Source organism: Ruegeria atlantica (assembly GCF_013033965.1).
In the GTDB taxonomy this organism is placed as follows: Bacteria; Pseudomonadota; Alphaproteobacteria; order Rhodobacterales; family Rhodobacteraceae; genus Ruegeria; species Ruegeria atlantica_D.
In genome coordinates, this window is record NZ_WQFE01000003.1 from 146,388 (window position 1) to 167,762 (window position 21,375).

Annotated in this window: 19 protein-coding genes; 5 read left to right on the top strand and 14 right to left on the bottom strand. The window is 57.8% G+C overall.

The annotated features are described in order from the left end of the window. Positions 1-6: 6 nt before the first annotated feature. The 5 genes from GOW16_RS07075 to acs all read right to left on the bottom strand — a co-directional run bounded on the left by GOW16_RS07075 (position 7) and on the right by acs (position 6,854). Positions 7-1,830 (bottom strand): DUF294 nucleotidyltransferase-like domain-containing protein, encoded by a 1,824-nt coding sequence (locus GOW16_RS07075; RefSeq protein WP_170412409.1) that lies wholly within the window; start codon positions 1,828-1,830, stop codon positions 7-9. Between the two features lie 109 nt (positions 1,831-1,939). Continuing rightward, complete coding sequence (locus tag GOW16_RS07080; RefSeq protein WP_170412411.1) at positions 1,940-3,724, bottom strand: sodium:solute symporter family protein; 1,785 nt, start codon at positions 3,722-3,724, stop codon at positions 1,940-1,942. A gap of 5 nt (positions 3,725-3,729) precedes the next feature. Continuing rightward, positions 3,730-4,014: a DUF4212 domain-containing protein gene (locus GOW16_RS07085; RefSeq protein WP_170412414.1), complete on the bottom strand. Its 285-nt coding sequence runs from the start codon at positions 4,012-4,014 to the stop codon at positions 3,730-3,732. Between the two features lie 184 nt (positions 4,015-4,198). Beyond that, positions 4,199-4,882, bottom strand: a complete 684-nt coding sequence (locus tag GOW16_RS07090; protein ID WP_170412418.1) for an adenylate kinase — start codon at positions 4,880-4,882, stop codon at positions 4,199-4,201. A 7-nt stretch (positions 4,883-4,889) separates the two neighbouring features. Then, positions 4,890-6,854, bottom strand: a complete 1,965-nt coding sequence (gene acs, locus GOW16_RS07095; RefSeq protein WP_170412421.1) for an acetate--CoA ligase — start codon at positions 6,852-6,854, stop codon at positions 4,890-4,892. 427 nt (positions 6,855-7,281) lie between these two features. Here acs and GOW16_RS07100 point away from each other — a divergent pair, with 427 nt between their 5' ends. The 3 genes from GOW16_RS07100 to GOW16_RS07110 all read left to right on the top strand — a co-directional run bounded on the left by GOW16_RS07100 (position 7,282) and on the right by GOW16_RS07110 (position 10,397). Further along, positions 7,282-8,298, top strand: a complete 1,017-nt coding sequence (locus GOW16_RS07100) for a C4-dicarboxylate TRAP transporter substrate-binding protein (RefSeq protein WP_170412424.1) — start codon at positions 7,282-7,284, stop codon at positions 8,296-8,298. A gap of 62 nt (positions 8,299-8,360) precedes the next feature. Beyond that, on the top strand, positions 8,361-8,990 hold the full coding sequence (locus tag GOW16_RS07105) for a TRAP transporter small permease subunit (protein ID WP_170412427.1): 630 nt from the start codon (positions 8,361-8,363) through the stop codon (positions 8,988-8,990). Positions 8,991-8,993: 3 nt separating this feature from the next. Continuing rightward, positions 8,994-10,397: a TRAP transporter large permease gene (locus GOW16_RS07110; protein ID WP_170412429.1), complete on the top strand. Its 1,404-nt coding sequence runs from the start codon at positions 8,994-8,996 to the stop codon at positions 10,395-10,397. A 52-nt stretch (positions 10,398-10,449) separates the two neighbouring features. Here GOW16_RS07110 and GOW16_RS07115 read toward each other — a convergent pair whose 3' ends face one another. Genes GOW16_RS07115 through rocF form a run of 3 tightly spaced genes read right to left on the bottom strand, consistent with a single transcriptional unit; the run spans position 10,450 to position 13,340 of the window. Next, positions 10,450-11,490, bottom strand: a complete 1,041-nt coding sequence (locus GOW16_RS07115) for an ornithine cyclodeaminase (RefSeq protein ID WP_170412431.1) — start codon at positions 11,488-11,490, stop codon at positions 10,450-10,452. Between the two features lie 9 nt (positions 11,491-11,499). Then, the gene (gene ctlX, locus GOW16_RS07120) at positions 11,500-12,420 is read right to left on the bottom strand and encodes a citrulline utilization hydrolase CtlX (RefSeq protein WP_170412433.1); all 921 of its coding nucleotides are present in this window, start codon (positions 12,418-12,420) and stop codon (positions 11,500-11,502) included. Further along, complete coding sequence (gene rocF / locus GOW16_RS07125) at positions 12,420-13,340, bottom strand: arginase (RefSeq protein WP_170412435.1); 921 nt, start codon at positions 13,338-13,340, stop codon at positions 12,420-12,422. The genes ctlX and rocF overlap by 1 nt, the downstream gene beginning before the upstream one ends. A gap of 86 nt (positions 13,341-13,426) precedes the next feature. Between rocF and GOW16_RS07130 the strand changes: the two genes are divergently transcribed. Then, on the top strand, positions 13,427-13,855 hold the full coding sequence (locus GOW16_RS07130) for an Lrp/AsnC family transcriptional regulator (RefSeq protein ID WP_170412437.1): 429 nt from the start codon (positions 13,427-13,429) through the stop codon (positions 13,853-13,855). A 98-nt stretch (positions 13,856-13,953) separates the two neighbouring features. Next, entirely contained in the window at positions 13,954-16,563 is a 2,610-nt protein-coding gene (gene mprF / locus GOW16_RS07135) for a bifunctional lysylphosphatidylglycerol flippase/synthetase MprF (protein WP_170412439.1), read from the top strand. 3 nt (positions 16,564-16,566) lie between these two features. Here mprF and GOW16_RS07140 read toward each other — a convergent pair whose 3' ends face one another. The 6 genes from GOW16_RS07140 to GOW16_RS07160 all read right to left on the bottom strand — a co-directional run bounded on the left by GOW16_RS07140 (position 16,567) and on the right by GOW16_RS07160 (position 21,315). Then, positions 16,567-18,129, bottom strand: coding sequence for an efflux transporter outer membrane subunit (locus tag GOW16_RS07140; protein ID WP_170412442.1), 1,563 nt, complete (start codon positions 18,127-18,129; stop codon positions 16,567-16,569). Between the two features lie 11 nt (positions 18,130-18,140). Further along, positions 18,141-19,286 carry an HlyD family secretion protein gene (locus tag GOW16_RS07145; RefSeq protein ID WP_170412445.1) on the bottom strand — a complete coding sequence of 382 codons (1,146 nt, stop codon included), beginning with the start codon at positions 19,284-19,286 and terminating at the stop codon, positions 18,141-18,143. Positions 19,287-19,307: 21 nt separating this feature from the next. Continuing rightward, the gene (locus GOW16_RS07150; RefSeq protein ID WP_058273813.1) at positions 19,308-19,670 is read right to left on the bottom strand and encodes a DUF3302 domain-containing protein; all 363 of its coding nucleotides are present in this window, start codon (positions 19,668-19,670) and stop codon (positions 19,308-19,310) included. Between the two features lie 34 nt (positions 19,671-19,704). Continuing rightward, a complete protein-coding gene (locus GOW16_RS07155) occupies positions 19,705-20,274 on the bottom strand; it encodes a disulfide bond formation protein B (protein WP_170412448.1) in 570 nt (189 codons plus the stop codon). 9 nt (positions 20,275-20,283) lie between these two features. Next, entirely contained in the window at positions 20,284-20,439 is a 156-nt protein-coding gene (locus GOW16_RS22750; protein ID WP_302478052.1) for a DUF5993 family protein, read from the bottom strand. Positions 20,440-20,553: 114 nt separating this feature from the next. Continuing rightward, the gene (locus GOW16_RS07160) at positions 20,554-21,315 is read right to left on the bottom strand and encodes a DeoR/GlpR family DNA-binding transcription regulator (protein WP_170412451.1); all 762 of its coding nucleotides are present in this window, start codon (positions 21,313-21,315) and stop codon (positions 20,554-20,556) included. Between the last annotated feature and the right edge of the window lie 60 nt (positions 21,316-21,375).

Here is a 21,375-nt window from a genome sequence, read left to right on the forward strand (position 1 = left end):
GCCGCTTTAGCCCAGCATTCCTTTGCCGTGACCAACTGCCGATTGCATGGTTTTTACCACAACGAACGCATCCCGAAGATGGCTCCGCTCAAAATCAGACAGGTCTGAGGGCGGCAGGAAATTGTCCGGCTTTTGATCGCCCTTCACAAGTCTGACCTGATGCTCAAGTCGGGTTTCTGCGATCAAATCATACGCATCCAGCAAATCACGCGCTCCCGATGGGCTGAGGATTCCGCCAGATGCAGCTGCTTTCAGGCGCGCCCTTGTGTTGGCTTCGGTCAGTTGGCCCTGAAGGCTGTAGATGCGTGCAAGGTCAACGACAGGGACCACTCCGTTGTGTTTCAGGTCCAGCGTATTGCGATGCTCGCCGGACCGGATGGTCGCAAACCCGCGCAACAGACCCAGCGGAGGGGTGTGCTTCAGCGCATTCGAGATCATATGCGCGACAAAGATCGAGTTTGCGTTGGCGGCTGACAGCGTTTCAGCCTGCAGATCGTCGAACAGATGGAAGGCCCCGCCAATCGGGCGCAGATCGAACATGACCGAGGCCAGCATCTGGGCCTCAGGATTCGGTTTGGCGATCCAGCCACTGAAATAATCGCGCCAGACACGGACGGGCTGACACCATCGTGGATTGGTCGCCATCATATCGCCGGGGCAATAATAATAACCGCAGACATCCAGTCCATCCGAGACAAATTTCGCAAGCTCCGCGAAGTAGTTCATATCGGCGTCAGTCACGCCGTCATCCAACATCAGGCAGTTGTCCTGATCGGAAACACCGGTCTGCTCCTGCCGACCTTGCGAGCCGCAAGCCAGCCATAGATAGGGAACGGGCGGCGGGCCCAGCTTATCCTCGGCCAATGCCAACAACCGGCGCGTTGCGGTATCGGCAATGTCGGTGATCAGGCGGGTGACGATCTCGTGCCGATTTCCAGCGGCCACCAGTTGTACCAAGAGTTGCGGGATTTCAGCGGTCACTGCCGCCATTTGATCCGCCGAGTCCGCTTGAGCAATCCGGCGGACAAGTTCGGCAGAATTCACGGCCTGATAGTGCGTCAGGTCCGTTTGCGTCACGATGCCGACAAGGCGTCCGCCCTCAGTGATCGGGATGTGTCCGATCCCGCGTTCCATCATCACGTGCAAAACGTCCGAGCCGATATCGGATGCAGATAGGGTGATCGGATCTGCCGTCATGATCGCTGAAACGGGTGTGTCCGCGGGCATGCCATTGGCCACGTATTTGCCCGAGATATCGCGCAAGGTGGCGATGCCCAGCAGGTTATCCGCTTCGGTGATGCACAAGGATGAAATGTGCTTGTCACGCATGATCGTTGCGGCTGCTTGAACCGGCGTGCCCGGCGAGCACGTCGCGGGGTTATGTGCCATCAGAACGTCAATTGCGCTGGTTGCCAAGCTCTGAGGTCCGGAACGGTTCGATCGGGTCCGGTTAAAGAATTTCGAAACGACGTCGTGCCCATTGATCAACTCGCGCACTAGATCTGGCGGCAGGACCAACAGAACCGACGGCGTATGCGCCCGTGCCCTGGTTGCGGCCTTGCCGTCTTTTAGCAGGCCGCGCTCACCAAACGAGTTACGCAGACCAAGATGAGACACCACAGCGTCGTTCTCATCGGTGATTTCAACTTGCCCCTCATAGATCACAAAAACGCCGGGCAGGGTGTGCCCAAGTTCGTAGACCGGAAAATCCTCCTCTACCTCCCAAACCTCGATCTGTCGGGCGATCTGATCGAGAGTTTCCGGTGGCAGGGCGTCATAAGGATGAACGGATTTCAGAAACCGGGTGATTTCGTCATGGGACAGAGGCATAAATCACTCCTTGGTTCCTAGTTTAAAAGTCCCGCCCGGTACAGTGCCGGGCGGGAATAGTCGGTCGAAAGACGCGGCACGTGGAGTGTATCCAAGCACCGCGTCATGCTCATTTATTCTGAGCTGCGCCTGCGCCACGGGGAATACGCACGCTTTCGACCAATTCGACGATCTCCGGCGGAGTCTCTTTGGTCATTCCGGCGACGACGTAGGCAACGCCGAAGTTGATCATCGCACCGATGGCGCCGAACGAGGTCGACTTGATCGGACCCAGCAGCGGATCAGCATCGGTGAACGAGTTGGTGTCCGGAATGAACAGCCAGCCCTTGTGCAGGAAGATGTAGACCAGGGTTACGGTCAGACCGGCCAGCATACCTGCAACCGCGCCGGTGTTGTTGATGCGGGTCGAGAAGATCCCCATCATCAGCGCCGGGAAGATCGAGGCCGCCGCCAGACCGAAGGCCAAGGCCACGGTTTGCGCTGCAAAGCCCGGTGGGTTCAGACCCAGATAGGTTGCAACGACGATGGCAACGGCCATGGCGATCCGCGCCGCCAGCAGCTCTCCCTTTTCCGAGATCTGCGGGTTGATCGCGCCTTTCACAAGGTCGTGGGACACCGCCGACGAGATCGCCAGCAACAGACCCGCAGCGGTCGACAGAGCAGCCGCAAGACCACCGGCAGCGACCAGACCGATCACCCAACCCGGCAGGTTGGCGATCTCGGGGTTTGCCAGAACCAGGATGTCACGGTTGAACTTAGTCAGCTCGTTACCAACCCAGCCTTTTTCTTCGGCAAGTGCCTGCATGTCGGCATTCTTGTCGTTGTAGTACTGGATCTTGCCGTCGCCGTTCTTGTCTTCCCAGTCCAGCAGACCGGTTTTCTGCCAGGTCTGCATCCAGTCATAGCGCGGATCGGTATCGATCGCTTCGACCGAAACAGCGCCACCTTCAATGCCACCGTTGGGCCACATCATGTCGGTGATGTTCAGACGCGCCATTGCGCCAACCGCAGGGGCGGTCAGGTATAGCAGCGCAATAAAGACCAGCGTCCAGCCAGCCGACCAGCGGGCGTCGGACACTTTCGGCACGGTGAAGAAGCGCATGATCACGTGCGGCAGACCGGCGGTACCGATCATCAGCGACAGCGTGAACAGAACCATGTTCAGCGTGTTCGAATGGTGGGCGGTATACTCGGCAAAGCCCAGCTCGGTTACGATCGCATCCAACTTGGTCAGCAGTGGCTCACCACTTGCAGTGTCGCTGAACAGACCCAGCGCCGGAACCGGCGTACCGGTCAGCTGCAGGGAGATGAAGATCGCCGGGATGGTGTAGGCGGTGATCAGCACGCAGTACTGAGCGACCTGAGTGTAGGTCACGCCCTTCATCCCACCGAACACCGCGTAGGCAAACACAACACAGGCACCGATCAGAAGACCGGAAGTGTTCGACACTTCAAGGAAGCGGCCAAAAGCCACGCCCACGCCGGTCATCTGACCGATCACGTAGGTCACCGACGCAACGATCAGACAGATCACTGCAACGACGCGTGCGGTCTGGCTGTAGAAACGGTCGCCGATGAACTCCGAGACAGTGTACTTGCCGAACTTACGCAGATAGGGCGCAAGCAGCAGAGCCAGCAGCACGTAGCCACCGGTCCAACCCATCAGGAAGGTCGAGTTGTCATAGCCGGTGAAGGCGATGAGGCCCGCCATCGAGATGAACGAGGCCGCGGACATCCAATCCGCCGCGGTCGCCATACCGTTGGTGACCGGGTGAACGCCGCGACCGGCGGCGTAGAACTCGGACGTGGAACCCGCACGGGCCCAGATCGCGATGCCGATGTACAGCGCAAATGACGCGCCGACAAAGAGCAGGTTGATGGTAAACTGATCCATTCCGCTTACTCCTCATCCACGCCGTATTCGGCGTCCAGCTTGTTCATGCGCCAGGCGTAGTTGAAGATCAGCACCAGAAAGACCAGGATCGAGCCCTGCTGAGCGAACCAAAAGCCGAGATCAGTGCCGCCGACGGCGATGCCGGACAGCAACGGACGCAGCAGTATGCCGAATCCAAAAGACACCAGCGCCCAGATCACAAGGCTGATGTAGATGAGACGCAGGTTAGCCTGCCAATAGCCCTTGTCGGCTTCGGCAGTCTGCGCGGAGTGGGTTGTTTGATCCGCCATTGCGGGTTCCTCCTTCGCTTCCTCCATGGGCGACCCGTTGTCCTAAACCTCCAACGCGCGGGGCCGCTTTTCGATATGCCGAATGCCCGCGTGGCATCAGGCAAGACTTCTCCGGTCCGCCAGGGCGGTCCATTGAAGTTTTCCTTTAGGAATTGGGCCCTTATTCAGGGCAGGCCGTCTTCCCTTAGCTCATGGCATCGTTGACGATCCGTTCCAGATTGCCTGCGATGTCATCGATATTGCCCATGGCGTTCAGGCCTTTCAGAACCCCATGGTCTTGGTAATAAGTAATCAGCGGCGCGGTTTGCGTGTGATACGCCGCCAGCCGCGAGGCCACGGTTTCGGCGTTGTCATCGGCACGACGCTTGAATTCCGTGCTGCCGCATTTGTCGCATTTTCCTTCAACGGCAGGGACCTTGAACGTATCGTGGAACCCTTCGCCACAACCGGCGCAGGTGTACCGACCCGAGATACGGATCACCATTTCACCATCCTCGACCTCCAGGCTGATGGCGGCGTTGATCCTTTGCCCTGTCTCCGACAGCAACGCGTCCAGCGCCTCGGCCTGAACCGTGGTGCGCGGAAAACCGTCGAGGATGACACCCTTGGCGCAGTCCGGTTCAGCTAGGCGATCACGAAGGATGGCAATGACGATGTCGTCGCTGACCAGATCACCAGCTTCCATCACGGCCTTCGCGGCTTTGCCGGCCTCGGTCCCAGCGGCGACAGCAGCACGCAACAGGTCACCTGTGCTGAGTTGAACCAAGCCGAACTTGTCCTCAAGCATCCGGGCCTGTGTTCCCTTCCCGGCACCCGGAGGGCCGAGAAGGATCAGAACAGCGGGTGTGGTGATCGTGGCAGCGTCCATCACGTCCTCACTTGTTTGCGCGGTTTTCAATCAGGTCTTCGACGACCGACGGATCGGCAAGGGTCGAGGTGTCGCCCAGCGAGCCAAAATCATTCTCGGCAATCTTGCGCAGGATACGGCGCATGATCTTGCCCGAGCGGGTCTTGGGCAGGCCGGGGGCCCATTGGATCACGTCAGGCGATGCAATCGGGCCGATCTCGGTCCGAACCCATGTGCGCAGCTCTTTCAGCAGCTCGTCCGAAGGCTCGCGGTCATTCATCAAAGTGACATAGCAATAGATACCTTGTCCTTTGATTTCATGTGGGTAGCCAACCACAGCGGCCTCGGCCACAGCGGCATGCGCAACCAGAGCGCTTTCGACCTCGGCCGTGCCCATGCGGTGACCCGAGACGTTGATCACATCGTCAACACGGCCAGTGATCCAATAGTCACCATCTTCGTCCCGGCGACACCCGTCACCGGTGAAATAGTAACCTTTGTAGTCTGAGAAATAGGTCTTCTCGAACCGTTCGTGATCGCCCCAGACAGTGCGCATCTGGCCGGGCCAGCTGTCTCTGATGCACAGGACGCCTTCGACACCATTTCCATTGATTTCGACGCCCGATTGAGGGTCGAGAACCACGGGCTGAATGCCGAAGAACGGTTTCATGGCCGAGCCTGGCTTCATCGCATGTGCGCCGGGCAGGGGGGTCATCAGGTGACCGCCGGTTTCGGTCTGCCACCAGGTGTCTACGATGGGGCAGCGTCCGCCGCCGACTACCTCGTTATACCAGTTCCAGGCTTCGGGGTTGATCGGTTCGCCCACGGTGCCAAGTAGGCGAAGATCGCTGAGGTCGTGCTTTTCTACCCACTCGTTACCCTGACCCATCAGGGCGCGGATTGCGGTCGGCGCCGTGTAGAATTGGTTGACCTTGTGCTTGGCGCAGACCTCCCAGAAACGACCCGCGTCGGGATAGGTGGGAACGCCTTCAAACATCAGCGTGGTCGCGCCGTTGGCCAGCGGGCCATAGACAATATAGCTGTGCCCGGTGACCCAGCCCACGTCAGCCGTGCACCAGTAGATATCGCCTTCGTGGTAATCGAAGGTAACCTCATGGGTCAGCGAGGCAAAAACCAGATAGCCACCAGTGGTGTGAACGACACCTTTGGGCTGTCCGGTTGAACCAGACGTGTAGAGGATAAACAGCGGATCCTCAGCGTTCATCTCGGCAGGCGCGCAATAGTCGTCGGCCTCAAGCGCCATTTCATTGTAGTCGAAATCCCGACCGTCGATCCATGTGGTCTGACCACCTGTGCGCTTGACCACCAGACATTTCACCGTGTCCTTGCAGTGCAGCAGGGCGGCGTCTGCATTGGACTTCAACGGGGTCTTTCGACCGCCACGGGGCGCTTCGTCAGCGGTAATGAGGACCTTCGCGTCGCAGCCATTCACGCGGGCTGCCAGTGCGTCCGGAGAAAACCCCGCAAAAACGATCGAGTGGATTGCGCCAATCCGAGCGCAGGCCAGCATCGCATAGGCGGCCTCGGGGATCATTGGCATGTAGATCACGACGCGGTCGCCTTTGCGCACACCCATCGATTCCAGAATGTTCGCCATCCGGCAGGTGCGGCGATGCAGCTCAGCATAAGTGATGTGCTGCGCCTGATCATTCGGATCGTCCGGCTCCCAGATGATCGCGGTCTGATCGCCGCGGGTTTCCAGATGCCGGTCCAGGCAGTTGGCCGAAACGTTCAATGTGCCGTCGGCATACCAGTTGATTCCGACCGAGCCGAAATCATAGCTGACGTCTTTGACTTGGGTATAGGGCTTGATCCAGTTGATCCGCTTGCCTTGTTCGTCCCAGAACGCGACGGGGTCGTTGATCGAGGCTGTGTACATCTCATTGTATTTTTCAGCATTTACATGCGCGCGAGCAACGGTTTCGGCGGACGGCGGAAAAGTATTGGCTTCTGCCTTGGCAGCGGTTGTCATTCTGAGGCTCCTCCCTCTGGACCATATTGAATCAGATCGATTTTGCCTGCTGAACTGGCGATGTCGATCCGTTTCCTCCCTGTACGCAATAATACGGAGAGCTGAAAACAAGGAAATAAATTACCGATTTTTCACGATTAGTTTGTAAATAATTTTTATGCCATTCTGGTGATTAGTAAACAAATTGAAACTATGTGAAAAAATATGTGGGTAATCAAGATTTTGAGTGTAACGAAATTTCGTCAGAAATTTGGGCGTGCTGTTCCAAGTAAATTGTATCTAACACTCATCTTTTAGTTGTTAGCGCATAACCGCCTCGTCCCTTAGTGACCGCGATTGCTGACCGGGGGTTGGCACATTCAAATGTTGGCGCTAGCTTTGATCGCAAGCGCCCCGGCAAGGGGGTGCAGCAATGGGAGAAATCAATATGAAAAAGATTTTGAGCGGCTCAGCTGTGGCCGCTTTGTGCGTTGCCTTCGTGTCCGAGGCAGCCGCAACCGAATGGAATGCCTCTGTCTGGGGCAAACGCCGCGCGTTCACTGAGCATGTCGAGAAACTGGCTGAACTGGTCAGTGAAAAAACCAATGGCGATTTCACCATCAATGTCAGCTATGGCGGCCTGTCCAAACCGCGCGAAAATCTGGATGGAATCGAGATCGGCGCGTTTGAGATGGCGCAGTTCTGTGCCGGTTACCATCGTGACAAAAACCGCGCGATTACAGTTCTGGAACTGCCGTTCCTGGGTGTGAACAACCTGGATGAGGAAGTGGCGGTCAGCCACGCGGTTTACGATCACCCGGCCGTCAAGGATGAGATGGCGCAGTGGAATGCGCGTATCATCATGACGTCACCTATGCCGCAATACAATATCGTCGGAACCGGCGATCCGCGGGATGAACTTGCCGAATTCGACGGTATGCGCGTCCGCGCCACAGGTGGTCTGGGCAAGGCTTTTGAGGCGGTTGGCGGAGTGCCGACTTCGGTGCCTGCAACCGAGGCTTTCAATGCGATGGAATCCGGCGTCGTTGACACGGTTGCCTTTGCGCAGCACGCGCACCTGTCCTTTGGCACCATCAACGAGGCGGATTGGTGGACGGCCAACCTGAACCCCGGCACCGTGAACTGCCCGGTCGTGGTCAACATCGACGCCTATGAGGCATTGCCCGCAGAACATCGCGAGGCGCTGGACAGCTCGATTGACGAAGCGATTGATCATTATCTGGCCAATTATGGGTCGCTGCTGGAACAGTGGGACAGCGTATTGGATGAAAAGGGCGTCAAAAAGGTACAGATCGACGACGCCGTGATCGCCGAGTTCCGTACCAAGGCCGCTGATCCGATCCGCGAGCAGTGGATCGCGGATATGTCCGCTCAGGGTCTGCCTGCGCAGGACCTGTACGACCTGGTCCAATCCACGTTGGAACAGCAGCGTAGCGGCAACTAAGCACAAAATCCGGGTGCCCATCGGGGCGCCCGGACACCACTAAAATACAGGGGACCACCGCAATGGCAGGACAGGCCACGGTGCTTGAGGACGGCAGCCTCCTTAGTTCATTGGATCGTAAATTGCTGAGGTTAGAGCGTTTTCTGGCTCTGATCAGCGGTATCGCCGTGTTTGGGCTTATGGTTTTGGCGGTGGTCTCGGTTAGCGGGCGAAATGCGATCAACGCGCCCTTGCCCGGTTATGTCGACTGGATCGAACAGGCGATGCCGTTGATTGCGTTTTTGGGCATTTCATATGTTCAGCGCGATGGCGGTCATATCCGGATGGACATTGTCATCTCGCGCCTGCACGGGAGGGCACTTTGGCTGTTCGAGCTGATCTCAGTCATTCTGATTCTGGTACTGATGCTGGCGCTGGTCTGGGGCAGTTGGTCCCACTTTGACCGCTCATTCGATTTTGGCGCGCCATTGTGGAGCCGGGACAGTTCGATCGATATCGGTATCCCGCTCTGGCCAGCCAAGCTGCTAGCACCTGTGGCATTCTCGGTGCTGTGCCTGCGGCTGTTGCTGCAGGTCTGGGGATATGGGCGCGCGCTGATCGTAGGCGCCGAAAGTCCCGTGGCCGTACCGTTGATCCAGGATGCGGCCGCGCAGGCCGCTGCCGAGGCCGAGCAATTCGAAGGGCAGGACTAGCACATGGACACGATAGAGATTGGCCTGTGGGTCACGGGTGGCCTGCTGGTTCTGGTTGTGACCGGAATGCGCGTGGCCTTTGCGGCGGGTCTTGCGGGACTTGTCGGGCTGGTTTGGATTTTCTGGGCCAAATTCGGCTACGATCCGGACCGCTTTGGCAAGGCGGTTACGGTTGCTGTTAAGACCGCAGGGCAGGTGCCGCACTCAAAGGTGGCGGCCCATACGCTCAGCCTGATCCCCACCTTCATCCTGATTGGTTATCTGGCCTACTACGCAGGCCTGACGCGCGCGCTGTTCGAGGCCGCAAAGCGTTGGGTCGCGTGGGTTCCCGGGGGGCTGGCGGTTTCGACTGTGTTCGCCACCGCCGGGTTTGCTGCCGTTTCCGGCGCGTCGGTCGCAACCTCGGCCGTGTTCGCCCGGATCGCAATCCCCGAGATGCTGAAGGTCGGTTACAACAAGCAATTCGCGGCCGGAGTAGTCGCGGCAGGCGGTACACTGGCATCACTGATCCCACCATCCGCGATCCTTGTGATCTATGCGATAATCGTCGAGCAGGATGTCGGCAAGCTGCTGCTCGCCGGATTTATCCCCGGCGCATTCTCTGCTGTTGTTTACGGCCTGCTGATTGTCGGCATTGCGGTTGTGTTCAAAACCGTCGGTCCGCCGGTCACAGGCTTCACATGGAAGCAACGTTTTGCGTCCTTGCCGGGCGCGTTTCCGATTGTCGCGGTGATCCTGATCATCATCTGCTTTGTCTATAACCCGTTTGGAGAAAAAGCCTGGGGGACACCGACCGAAGGCGGGGCAATCGGTGCTTTCATCGTCTTCTGTTTTGCCCTGTTCCACGGGATGCGGTGGCCCGAGTTGAAGTCTGCCCTTCTGGAAACTGCCAAGTTGACCGCAATGATCTTTACCATCATTTGGGGCGTATTGATTTACGTGCGGTTTCTGGGGTTCGCCGATCTTCCGGGTGCGTTTTCGGACTGGATCACCTCGTTGGAAATGTCGCCGATGCTGATCCTGATCTGCATCCTGCTCGCCTATGCGGTCTTGGGCATGTTCATGGACGCCATCGGGATGCTGTTGCTGACGTTGCCAGTGGTCTATCCGGCGGTTATGGCCCTGAACGGTGGCGAGACCGTCAGCGCCGCAGAAAGCGCCTTTGGCATGTCAGGTCCGATGTGTGCGATATGGTTCGGTATTCTGGTGGTGAAAATGGCCGAGTTTTGCCTGATCACCCCACCTATTGGTCTGAACTGTTTCGTGGTTGCAGGCGTGCGCCCGGATTTGAGCGTTCAGGACGTGTTCAAAGGCGTAACCCCGTTCTTCATCGCCGACGGAGTGACAATCGCGCTGCTTGTGGCGTTTCCGGGAATCGTTCTCTACCTGCCGTCGCTAGCCGGATAGAAAAAGCCCCCGGTGGTGAGCCGGGGGCTAGTCGACGTGAAGTGCGGGTTCTTCAGCTTGCCCGCATCAGCATCCCATACAGATCCCGTGGATCATCCGGATCGGCCAGCATGTCCAAAGGCTCAAAGAAATCAGTGCCTTTGATGGCGGACTGGATGTAGCACAGGGCCGAGAAATCTTCGATCGCGAAGCCAACGCTGTCGAACAAGGTGATCTGGCGATCATCGCGTCGACCTTCGGCCTGACCGGTCATGACTTGCCACATCTCGGTCACCGGGTGGTTATCTTCCAACGCCTGAATCTCGCCCTCGATGCGTGTTTGTTCGGGGTACTCAACGAAGATCTCGGACCGCAACAGGATATCGCGATGCAGTTCGGTCTTGCCGGGGCAATCGCCGCCGATCGCGTTGATATGCACGCCCGGGCCAACCATATTGTCGGTCAGGATCGTTGCGTACTTCTTGTCTGCCGTGCAGGTGGTGATGATGTGCGCGCCTTCGATGGCGTCTTCGGGCGTTTTGCACAGCACAACCGTCAGTCCGGAGTTCTTGAGGTTCGCCGCACATTTCTCGGTCGCCGCATGGTCAACGTCGTACAGGCGCACGGTGTCTATGCCACACATCGCTTTGAAGGCCAGGCATTGGAATTCGGACTGCGCCCCATTGCCTATCATTGCCATGACACGCGCAGATTTCGGAGCCAGATAGCTGCCTACGAGCGCCGACGTTGCTGCCGTGCGGAGCGCCGTCAGCATCGTCATCTCGGTCAACAGAGTCGGGTAGCCGGTATAAACATCGGCCAGCAGGCCAAAGGCGGTCACAGTCTGCAGGCCCTCGGATGTGTTCTTGGGATGGCCATTGACGTATTTGAACCCATAAGCCTCACCATCCGAGGTGGGCATCAGTTCGATCACGCCGTGGGGTGAGTGGGCCGGGATGCGAGGCGTCTTGTCGAAACTCTCCCAGCGTTTGAAATCAGATTCGATCTGGGCTGCGATCTGAGTGATCATCTTTTCAAGCCCGATATGGTGCACCAGCCGCATCATGTTGTCGACGGATACAAAGGGCACAAGCGCCTTGTCAGAAGGTTGCATCTTGGTCTCCTATCGGCGGGAAAGGTGGATGCCGGCGATCATGCAACGTACTGATCCTCCGGCTGTTTCTATGGTTGGAACGGATAAGGGCAGCAGGCTGGCGCTGCGTTCGATGATGCCGATCTGTTCTGGTGTCAGCGCGCCCTTGGCGCGGTTGGAGAGCGCCAGGACAAGGCCATCACGACCGCTGAGCTCAATCGTGTTTCCAGCAAAATTCGCGATCTGGTCATGCGACAGGTCGATAACGGTGCGGCCGGATTCTTCCAATCGCGCCTTAACGGTCGCGCGGCGATCCGGGTCAGTAATCATGTCGAGACAGATCAATGCATAATGCGTGCCGATCCCCATCAGGACATTGGTGTGATAGACATCTCTGCCCTGGGCGTCCTGCGCCTCGAACGCAATGGGTTCGTAGTTGAAGTTCGTGCAAAACCGCTCCAACAGAATGGGGTCAGCACGGTTGGATTTGACCGTGTAGGCAATGCGCCCGACATGATCCAGAACCATGGCTCCTGTACCTTCAAGCGCAAGGTTATCTTGCTCCAGTCCTGAATAGTCGATCACATCCTGAACGCGGTATTCCTGTTTCAGCAATTCGATGACATCTGTGCGGCGTTCGCGTCGGCGCGAGGGCGCAAACATCGGGTAGATCGCCACGTGCCCACCGGGATGAGTCGAGAACCAGTTGTTGGGAAAGACACTGTCCGGCGTGTTTTTGTGACCGTGATCGTCAAAGACATGAACCGTGATTCCGGCGTGACGCAGTTGCTCTACCGCGCGATCATGTTCCTCGCGCGCGGCCTGTGAAGTCGCCTTGGCTGATTGATGCGCCAGTGTTTGAAATGCATTGTCGTGGCTGGTTTCCGGGTTCGAGATAAACTCATGCGGGCGCACCATGACAACGGCAGAGGGTGACTGAAGGGAATTCATCAGAAACTCCGGGTTGGGCGGTCGAAGATGCGGCGGCCAAGCAGAGATGCCGCCAGATCGACCATCAGTTTTGCGGTACGTCCACGCTCATCCAGGAACGGGTTCAGCTCGACCAGATCCAGTGAACAGACAAGGCCGCTTTCGTGCAGCAGTTCCATCACCAGATGGGCTTCGCGTTCGGTTGCGCCACCGGGAACGGTGGTGCCCACGGCAGGAGCAATCGAGGGATCAAGAAAATCGACATCAAGCGACACGTGCAAAATACCATTTGCTGCGCGAACGCGGTCGAGGAACGCGATCAAAGGCGTTTTGATGCCGTGCTCGTCAATGCTGCGCATGTCTGCCAGCATGGCCTGATCCTGCTCCAGTCGTGCGCGTTCGGCCGGGTCCACGGAACGCAGGCCGATCATACCCACGCGATCTGTCGGGACCGGGGCGAGCAGGGCCGGGAAAGCGTCAAAGCCCGGCTGCCCGGTGAAATATGCGACCGGTGTTCCGTGAAGATTGCCGCTGCCGGTGCTGTCGGGTGTATGAAAATCGCTATGAGCATCGAGCCAAAGTACAAATAGCGGTCGCCCGATCCGGTCGGCGTGCGCGGCCATGCCTGCAACCGTACCCATGGACAAAGCGTGGTCGCCGCCCATGAAAATCGGTAGACCCTTTGGCGCGGTTTCCTGTGCCGCGCGGCTGAGTGCGCTGGTCCAGCCGATGCATTCGGGCAGGGCTACAAGGTGAGGGTGTTCCGGAACATCTGACGGATCGGCGTCGACATTGCCGACATCAGTCACTTGGTGCCCGAGGTCCGTCAAAGCTTGTTCCAGACCGGCCACCCGATAGGCATCCGGCCCCATGCGGCATCCCTGACGACGCTTGCCCGCATCCATCGGTGCACCGACCAGTATCACGTTTTCCATAACCATATGACTATCTAGCCACTCGCGATGGCTTGCGGAAAGGCAGCAAAATGTTCAAAATGGCATTCTGATACACGAAATGAGAAGTAGTCATGGACGATTTGGATAGCAGGCTGCTCAGCGCCTTACATCGAGATGCGCGGGCATCGCTGTCCGAACTCGCCGAAACACTAGGCGTGACGCGCACTACGGTTCGCAGCCGCCTGCAACGCCTCAAACAATCCGGCGAGATTGTTGGGTTTACTGTTCTCACCCGACAGGATGTGGCGCAAAGCCCGGTGCGCGGATTGATGATGCTGGAAATCGAAGGCCGCGGGACCGAGCGTACGATGGCCAGAGTAGCTGCCATGCGTCAGGTGCGCGCCGTGCACTCCACCAATGGAAGTTGGGATCTGATCGCGGAAATCTGGACAGAAACCCTGGCCGAACTGGACGAGGTTCTGTTCCAGATCCGGCGCATGGAAGGGATAACCAAGTCCGAGACTAACCTGTTGCTGTCCACGCGCAAAGGTCGAGTCTGACGCCCGTAGCGCTTTGAGCTTGAACGAAATTGTGCGAAAGTCGGCCTGCGCGTTTCGATCGTGCAGAGTGTGATCGCGCCTGAGAGCAGGGACAAAGCATGGCAACTCATGAAAACGCCGAAGAACTCTGGGCTGTGCGCCTGGCCGAGCGGGTATCGGGATTTCTTGAAAAGCCCCTCGTCAGGATCGCGATACCGATTCTGGTCACCCTTATCGCTCTGACCGTGCTGCATGAGCTGTCTTCGCACGTCAAATGGACCGATGTAAAAACGGACGTCGCGAACACATCGTGGAAGCTGATGTTTTTCGCCCTGTGCTGGACGGCTGTCAGCTTTTTGTCACTGTCGCTCTACGATGTATTTGCCGTGCAAAGCGTCGCGGACGGCGAAGTCCCTTTGCCTGTCGCCGGTATGGCCGGAGCCTGCGGTTATGCCGTGTCCAATTGCCTGGGTTTTTCATACATCACCGGCACGGCAATCCGGTACCGGATCTATGCGTCTCTGGGCCTTGATCTAGGGCGTGTCGCAGGAGTGATCGCCACATCGTGGATCGCATTTTGGTCGGGTTTCATTCTGCTGCTGGGCGGGTTGCTGACCTTTCACCCAGACGGGGTGTCCAAGGTTCTGCCGATAAGTGACACCGTCGAAACCGTTATTGGGCTGTGCCTGCTTGTAGGTTTTGCAACCTTGTTCATTTGGCTGTCCAAGGGGGGGCGCAGGCTGGCCACCGGTGGATTGGGGTTTAACCTACCGGGCGGCAAGTTGCCCGGATTGCTGACGCTGGCCGCGGTGGGTGACCTGTTTGGCGCATCAATGACGCTGTATGTGTTGATGCCGGATGATCTGGGGATCGGATTTCCGTTCTTCTTCACAATCTACATTGGCGCAATTGCAGTCGGAATCCTCAGCCACGCTCCGGGCGGGATTGGTGCGTTCGAGGCGACTCTGATCGCCGGGCTAGGGGCCTCGGGTCGGTCTGACGTGATCGCGGCCCTGTTGCTTTACCGGTTGATCTATACCTTCCTGCCGTTTGCAATCGCGACGTTATCCATCGCGGTGGCCTCGGCCCTTACGCACCGGCATCACATCAGCGGAGCCGCCACGTGGGTTTACCGCGTGATCCGTCCGATTGTGCCGATGGTCGCGGCCGGTGTTGCAGCTGTGGCGGGCGTCATTCTGCTGGTGTCCGGGGCACTGCCCGCAGGTAGCCAGAACCTTAGCGCATTACGGGACTTTCTGCCCTTGTCCTTCGTCGAAGCGTCCCATCTTGCCGGAAGCGCTGTCGGAGTTCTACTGATCCTTGTCTCACGCGGCCTGTTCCGCAAGCTGTACCGCGCATGGATAGTGGCCATGCTGCTGATGGTTGCCGGGTTCGTCGCATCGCTGACCAAGGGCCTCGATACCCATGAGGCGATCAGCATGTTGGCGACGATCGGCTTGCTGGCCACATTTCGCGGGGCGTTTTACCGGGTGAGCGGGGCGTCGATTTTCCGCCTGAACATCCCGTGGCTGGTCAGCGTAGTCGCCTTGCTGCTGGTCGTCTTCTGGATCGGGCTGTTTTCCTATTCGCATGTCGAATATCAGAACGCCTTGTGGTGGGAATTCGCTTGGAACGGCGACGCCTCGCGCTTTTTGCGTTCCAGTCTTGTGGTGGCGGTTATCCTTGGCGTGGTAGCCGTGAACTCGCTCTTTGGGCGCGAAGTTCCGGAACCGGTCCGGACTGAAATCCCCGAAGTTGTTGAGCGCCTGGTCATGGAAAGCGAAGACACCGAGGCGCAGATTTCACTGACTGGCGACAAACAATTTCTGATCTCGCCGGGCGAAGACGCGTTTCTTGCCTATGCCGACACGGGCAATGCGCTGATCACTAAAGGTGAACCGGTTGGCGATGAAACAGCCGGAAAGCAACTGATCTGGCAACTGCGTGAAATGGCGGATCGCGAAGGCAAGTTGTGCGCGTTCTACAGCGTCTCGACCAAGTACCTTCCGACGTTTCTGGATCTGGGCCTGTCCATTCTGAAAATCGGAGAGGTCGCGCGCGTGCCTCTGAAAGATTTCTCGCTGGACGGGAAATCCCGCAAAAGGTTTCGTCAGGCCAAGAACCGGGCCGAACGCGAAGGGTATGTGTTCGAGGTCATTCCCAAGGACAAAGTGGGCCCTTTGTTACCCGAACTGCGCAAGATTTCGGACGATTGGTTGGAGCACAAGGCGGGCGAGGAAAAGGGGTTCGCGTTGGGCGGGTTTGACGATGAGTACCTGTCTTACTTCGATTTTGCGGTCTTGAAAAAAGCGGATACCGGAAAGATCGTGGCCTTTGCCAATCTCTTTCAGGGTGGGCATAAGTCCGAGCTCTCGCTGGACCTGATGCGGTATGAGCCTGACGGTTCGAACTTTATCATGGACGCGCTGTTTGCCGAGATGATGACCTGGGGGGCAGAGCAGGGGTTCCATTGGTTCTCATTGGGTGCAGCACCGTTTTCAGGGATCGAGAACCGGCAGCTGGCGTCATTCTGGAACCGTGTCGGCGGGTTCGTGTATGAACACGGCGAGCAGTTTTATCACTTTGAAGGATTGCGGTCTTTCAAGCAGAAGTTCGACCCGGAATGGAGCCCGAACTATCTGGCCAGCCCCGGTGGTCTGGCAGCGCCTCGGATTCTGTACGAAGTGAACATCCTGATCTCGGGCGGTCTGCGTGGACTAACCAAGTAAGGGTCAGTTCAAACTAGCGCGGGTCGGGGTTTTCTCCAGCAGATCGCCCCAATCCGTGCGGTACGCCATTTCGGCCAGAACGGTTTCGGGCAGGAATTCCTGATTCTGCCGGATCTGCCATCCACCGCCCAACCCCTTGTAAACAGCGACCAGATTACTGGACACCTGCTGGCGCGCCTGGATCAGGTTCGCCTGCGACCGCAGCAGAGCCGTTTGTGTGTTCAGAATTCGGGAATAGCTGGCGATGCCGTCCCGGTACTGATCAATGGCGATTTCCGCCGCCTTGCGCGACGCGGCTACGCTGTTTTCATAGAACCCGACCTGCTTGCGGGACTGCGCATAAGCCACCATCGCGCTTTCAACTTCGGAATAGGCGGTAAGAACTGTGTTCTGGTAGTTGGCGATCAGCGCCTGATAGGCCGCATCCTGCGCACGCACGTTGTTCTTGATCCGGCCATAGTTCAGCACGTTCCAGACCACTCCGGCATTTGCCAGCCCGGTGTTGCTGCCTGAGGAAAACAGATCCTGCCCGCCTGACGCTTGCAGGCCAATTGCGCCAGACAAGATGAATTGCGGGTAAAGGTCGGCCAAGGCGATCCCGACTTGCGCAGATTGCGTGGCCGCCGCCAACTCGGCCGCGCGTACGTCCGGACGACGTCGCAATAGCTCGGCCGGGACACCCACGGACACATTCGTTCGCGCAGAAGGAATACGTCCAGAATTGCCCAGAAGGCCGGTCATGCGGGACGGCGTGGTCCCCAGTAGCACCGCCAAAGCATTCTTGGCTTGCTGAAGATCACTTTCGATCTCTGGGACCAATGCCTTGGTGTTGTTCAGCAGGGCCAGTGATTCCTGAACGTCCAATTCCGTTGTCACGCCGTTGTTGAACCGCAACTCGGTCAGGTCGGCGGAGTCCTGTTGCAGCTTTATGTTTTCACGCGCGACCGCCAACGACTCCTGCAAGGCACGGATGTTGACATAGAGCGCCGCGACATCGCCGGTCAGCGTCACCAGCGCATCGTCGTAGTTTGCCACCTGCAACGCCAGATTGGACCGCGCCGCCTGAACGCCGCGGCGTTGCTGTCCCCAGACGTCCAACTCCCACTGGGCATCAAAGCCGACCTGTGAGGTCGAAAACTCGGTATCCAACGGGATAATCCGACGGATATCGGAGATCGGTCCGAGGTTGTCGCTGACCTGACGGCGTTCGATGGATGCACCGATGGCCTGTGATTGCGGATAAAGCTCGCCAAATGCGATGCCCAGTTGCGCGCGCGCCTGCAGGACGCGGGCACCTGCCACCTGCAGATCAAGGTTCTGAGCATAGGCCTCGGCGATCAGCTTGTTCAGGGTCGGATCGTTGAAAGTCTCCCACCACTTCACCACAGGAGCGCTGCGCGAGGTCAGGCCGCTTTGGCCTGCACTAGGGCTGTTGACTTCAATCCACTGTTTCACGACCGGAGAGTTGGGACGCACGAAATCCGGGCCAACTGGCGCGCAACCGACCAAAAGCACGGCGCACAGGGCTGTACCCATCAGTCGGCGGTGAAGTCTGGCCCGGGTCATCATAAGCGTCCTTAGATATCCAATGGTCGAATGAAGTTGGCGAAGGAGTACAGCCGAATGTTGATCCGCCGCAGGAATTCAAAGCTTTTGCCCTGACCGGTGTAGATTGCCACAGCAGCGTGACCACCGGCGGGGAAGGTGTGGCCATCGGGTATGTCGACCGAAATCTGCACCGCGATGCGTCCGGGCAGTTTTGGCAGCTCAAAGCCGGGCAGACGGCCTGACGGCAGGTACTGTCCCTGGCGCGTGGCCCACCAGATCGCTTCGACCTTGCCGGTTAGAATTTCACCCGGATACAGATCAAGAGCGACTTCAACGGGTTGACCGACTTCGACGAATTTCAGGTTCTGCTGTCGGTAGGTTGCCAAAATGTAAGGGTTATCCTTGGTGACAAAGCTGGCGATGGCACCCAAACGGATGTCACCTACGACCAGACCGGGGCGCGCCTGCTGAGATACAATCATGCCGTCTTCGGGGGCATATATCGTTGTGTTGTCCAAGAAATACTGGGCCTTGTCCAACTGCGCCTGAGCTTGAAGGATGCCGGTGTTCACGCCGTCAATCTGAGAAGCCAGTGCAAGCTGCGCCTTTTCCAGATTGGCTGTGGCCTCCTTGACCTGCGCCTGATCCTCGGTGACTTGTTCGTTCCAACGATCCAGTTCGTCCTGACGCGCGCCGCCAGCGGGTACAAGGTTTTCGTATCGCGCTTGCTGCGTCTGTGCATAGGCAAGCTGCGCGTTGGCCCGCTCAATTGCTTCTGCCGCGGCAATAACGTCTTGTTCTAGGATTTTGGCATTCTGCTCGGCCGCGACCAGTTGCGCCGTGGCTTCTTCAACCTCCAGCGCGAATACGGTGTCATCAAATCGATATAGCGGATCCCCCTTCTTGACCTCGGTATTGGGTTCAACCAGCACCTCGGTCAGGATCGTTGGTTCCGTCAGACGGGGCACGATCTGGATGGTGGAACGGACCACGTGGCTGTCTATGGAAAACGGCTGGAAAAACCGCAGGGCGACCAGAAAGATCAACAGCAGGTGCGCACCGACCCAGAAGGATACGATGCCCCACATGATATTGAACTTCAGCCACTGGAACTTGAAGAAGATCAGCCAGACAAAAATGATGTAGAAAAGCGTAATGCCGAGGGCGACAAACATATTTTGTAGTTTCCTTTGGCCTTAGCTCTTTTTCGTCTCTTCCGGGTCTAACGGGTCTCGGTATTCTTCCGTCAACTCACCGCCCAAGCGCTTGATTTCTTTGCGAACTGCTTCGCGCTCGTCATCGGGCATGCGGCGGATATCGACCACCGTGCCGTCGTGGAATGCCCAGATGAAAGCATGAACCCAAGGCACGATGGCGAGAAACCCCATCCATCCCATGATCTTGATAGCCTCGGCATGAGGGTGGTTGCGCTTGATCGCAATCCGGCCCGGTAGTCCCATCACAAATAGAAACAGCGCCATGACGGCAGCCAGCAGCAAAATCAGCGCAACAAATGTCAGATAGTCATAGTAGCCAAGCGGCTGCCCAAGTAGCCCCATCTTCGTGCCTCCGTTCGGGAAGGTTTCCCCATCCTCAGTTGTTGGTGCCCAGTTCGTCAATCACTTTGTAGCTGGTTGGCGGGTCGGCGCAAATGCCTGGACCACATTCAAGCAGTGTCGATCCGGCATTCAGAACCGCCAAGCCAAGCATGACAAAAAACGCCACCTTGGCCAGTGAGCTTCCACCGAACCGGGGCTGATCTGACATATCGTCGGCATATTGGCGATCAAACAGCAACATGATCGCGGTGCCCAGCAGGATCAGGAAAAAGCAGATCGCGGCCCAGGTGTAGTAATGCAGCCCCAACACGGGCGAGCCGTAGTGACCGGTGCCTGGCACGATATGCAGAAGAATCTGGCGCACAGAAACGCTGCCGCCGTAAAGCGCCGCGATCAACATCAACGCGTAGTGCTGCGGTCGGGCGCCGTATAGCAGGTTCAGCCCCAGACCAACCCCCACCGCGACAAAGCCAACGCGCTGCAGCAGGCAAAGCGGGCAGGGCAGTTCGTAAAGTGTCAGCTGGTAGACAAAGGCCAACAGCAGCACGAGGCTGACGGCCAGCATGCCTATGGCATTCAGGCTTCGGGACAATTCTGGTGTCATCATCGCCCCCTACAACTGGATGGTCAGTTGGCTGGTGGCATGGAATTTCAGCCAATACACACTCAACGCCAGCGTGAAAAAGAACAGCACATTGGCTGCAGTCCTTAGTCGAAAATAATTCAGCCCCATGGTGGCTGTAAGTAACGCAAATAAAAGCGCTATCATGGCCCGGTTCTCCCATTCCGTGCAACGATCGCAATACCGCGATACTGTCAGGCGCGGGCGGGCCTGGCAAGGAAAGTCTCGCAGGTTCTCCTTTTAAGGGAACCACTTAGAGGGTTATCGGCATACACGCAGGTTGGTGTTCCACTCCTGACACCGCTTGCTGAGACGATCCGGCAAAGGCTGGTCGGTGTAGAGCGTGTCGATTTCGGCCAATGAGGTGATGCGCGCGGGGGCTGCACGCTGAAATTTTGAGTGATCGGCCACAAGAAAGGTGCGCCGTGTCTGGGCCAGAATCGTCTGGCTGACCTGGACCTCTTGAAAGTCGAAATCCAGCAAATCGCCGTCAGCATCCAGTGCCGAGCAACCGATTACCGCGTAGTCGAACTTGAATTGCCGAATGGTCGAGACCGTCAGGTTGCCCACCAGTCCGCCATCTGACCTGCGCAGGACACCGCCCGCAACGACGATTTCGCAGTCGGCATTCTCTGCCAGAATGTTGGCGACGTTCATGTTGTTGGTGACGACCATCAGGTCCTTGTGATTAACCAACTGGCGCGCGACAGCTTCGGTCGAGGTGCCAATGTTCATAAAAACAGACGCGCCATCCGGAATGTCTTGGGCACAGGCCGAGGCAATACGCGCCTTCGCTTCTTCGTTCAGGGCGCGTCGATCCTCATAGCCGATATTCGAAACGCCCGAGCGTATGACTGCCCCGCCATGAACCCGGTCCAGCTTCCCCATATCCGATAGTTCCGAAAGGTCTCGGCGAATGGTTTGAACCGTAACCCCAAACCGCGCTGCCAAGTCATCCACCATCACACGACCATCCAGCCTTGCGATGTTCAGAATGTCGGACTGACGAAAGGATAGGGACATGGTTGGCTCCGAAGCGGTAAGTGTGTTCGTTTTTGTTCTAATATTTTGGTTTTTCCAAGA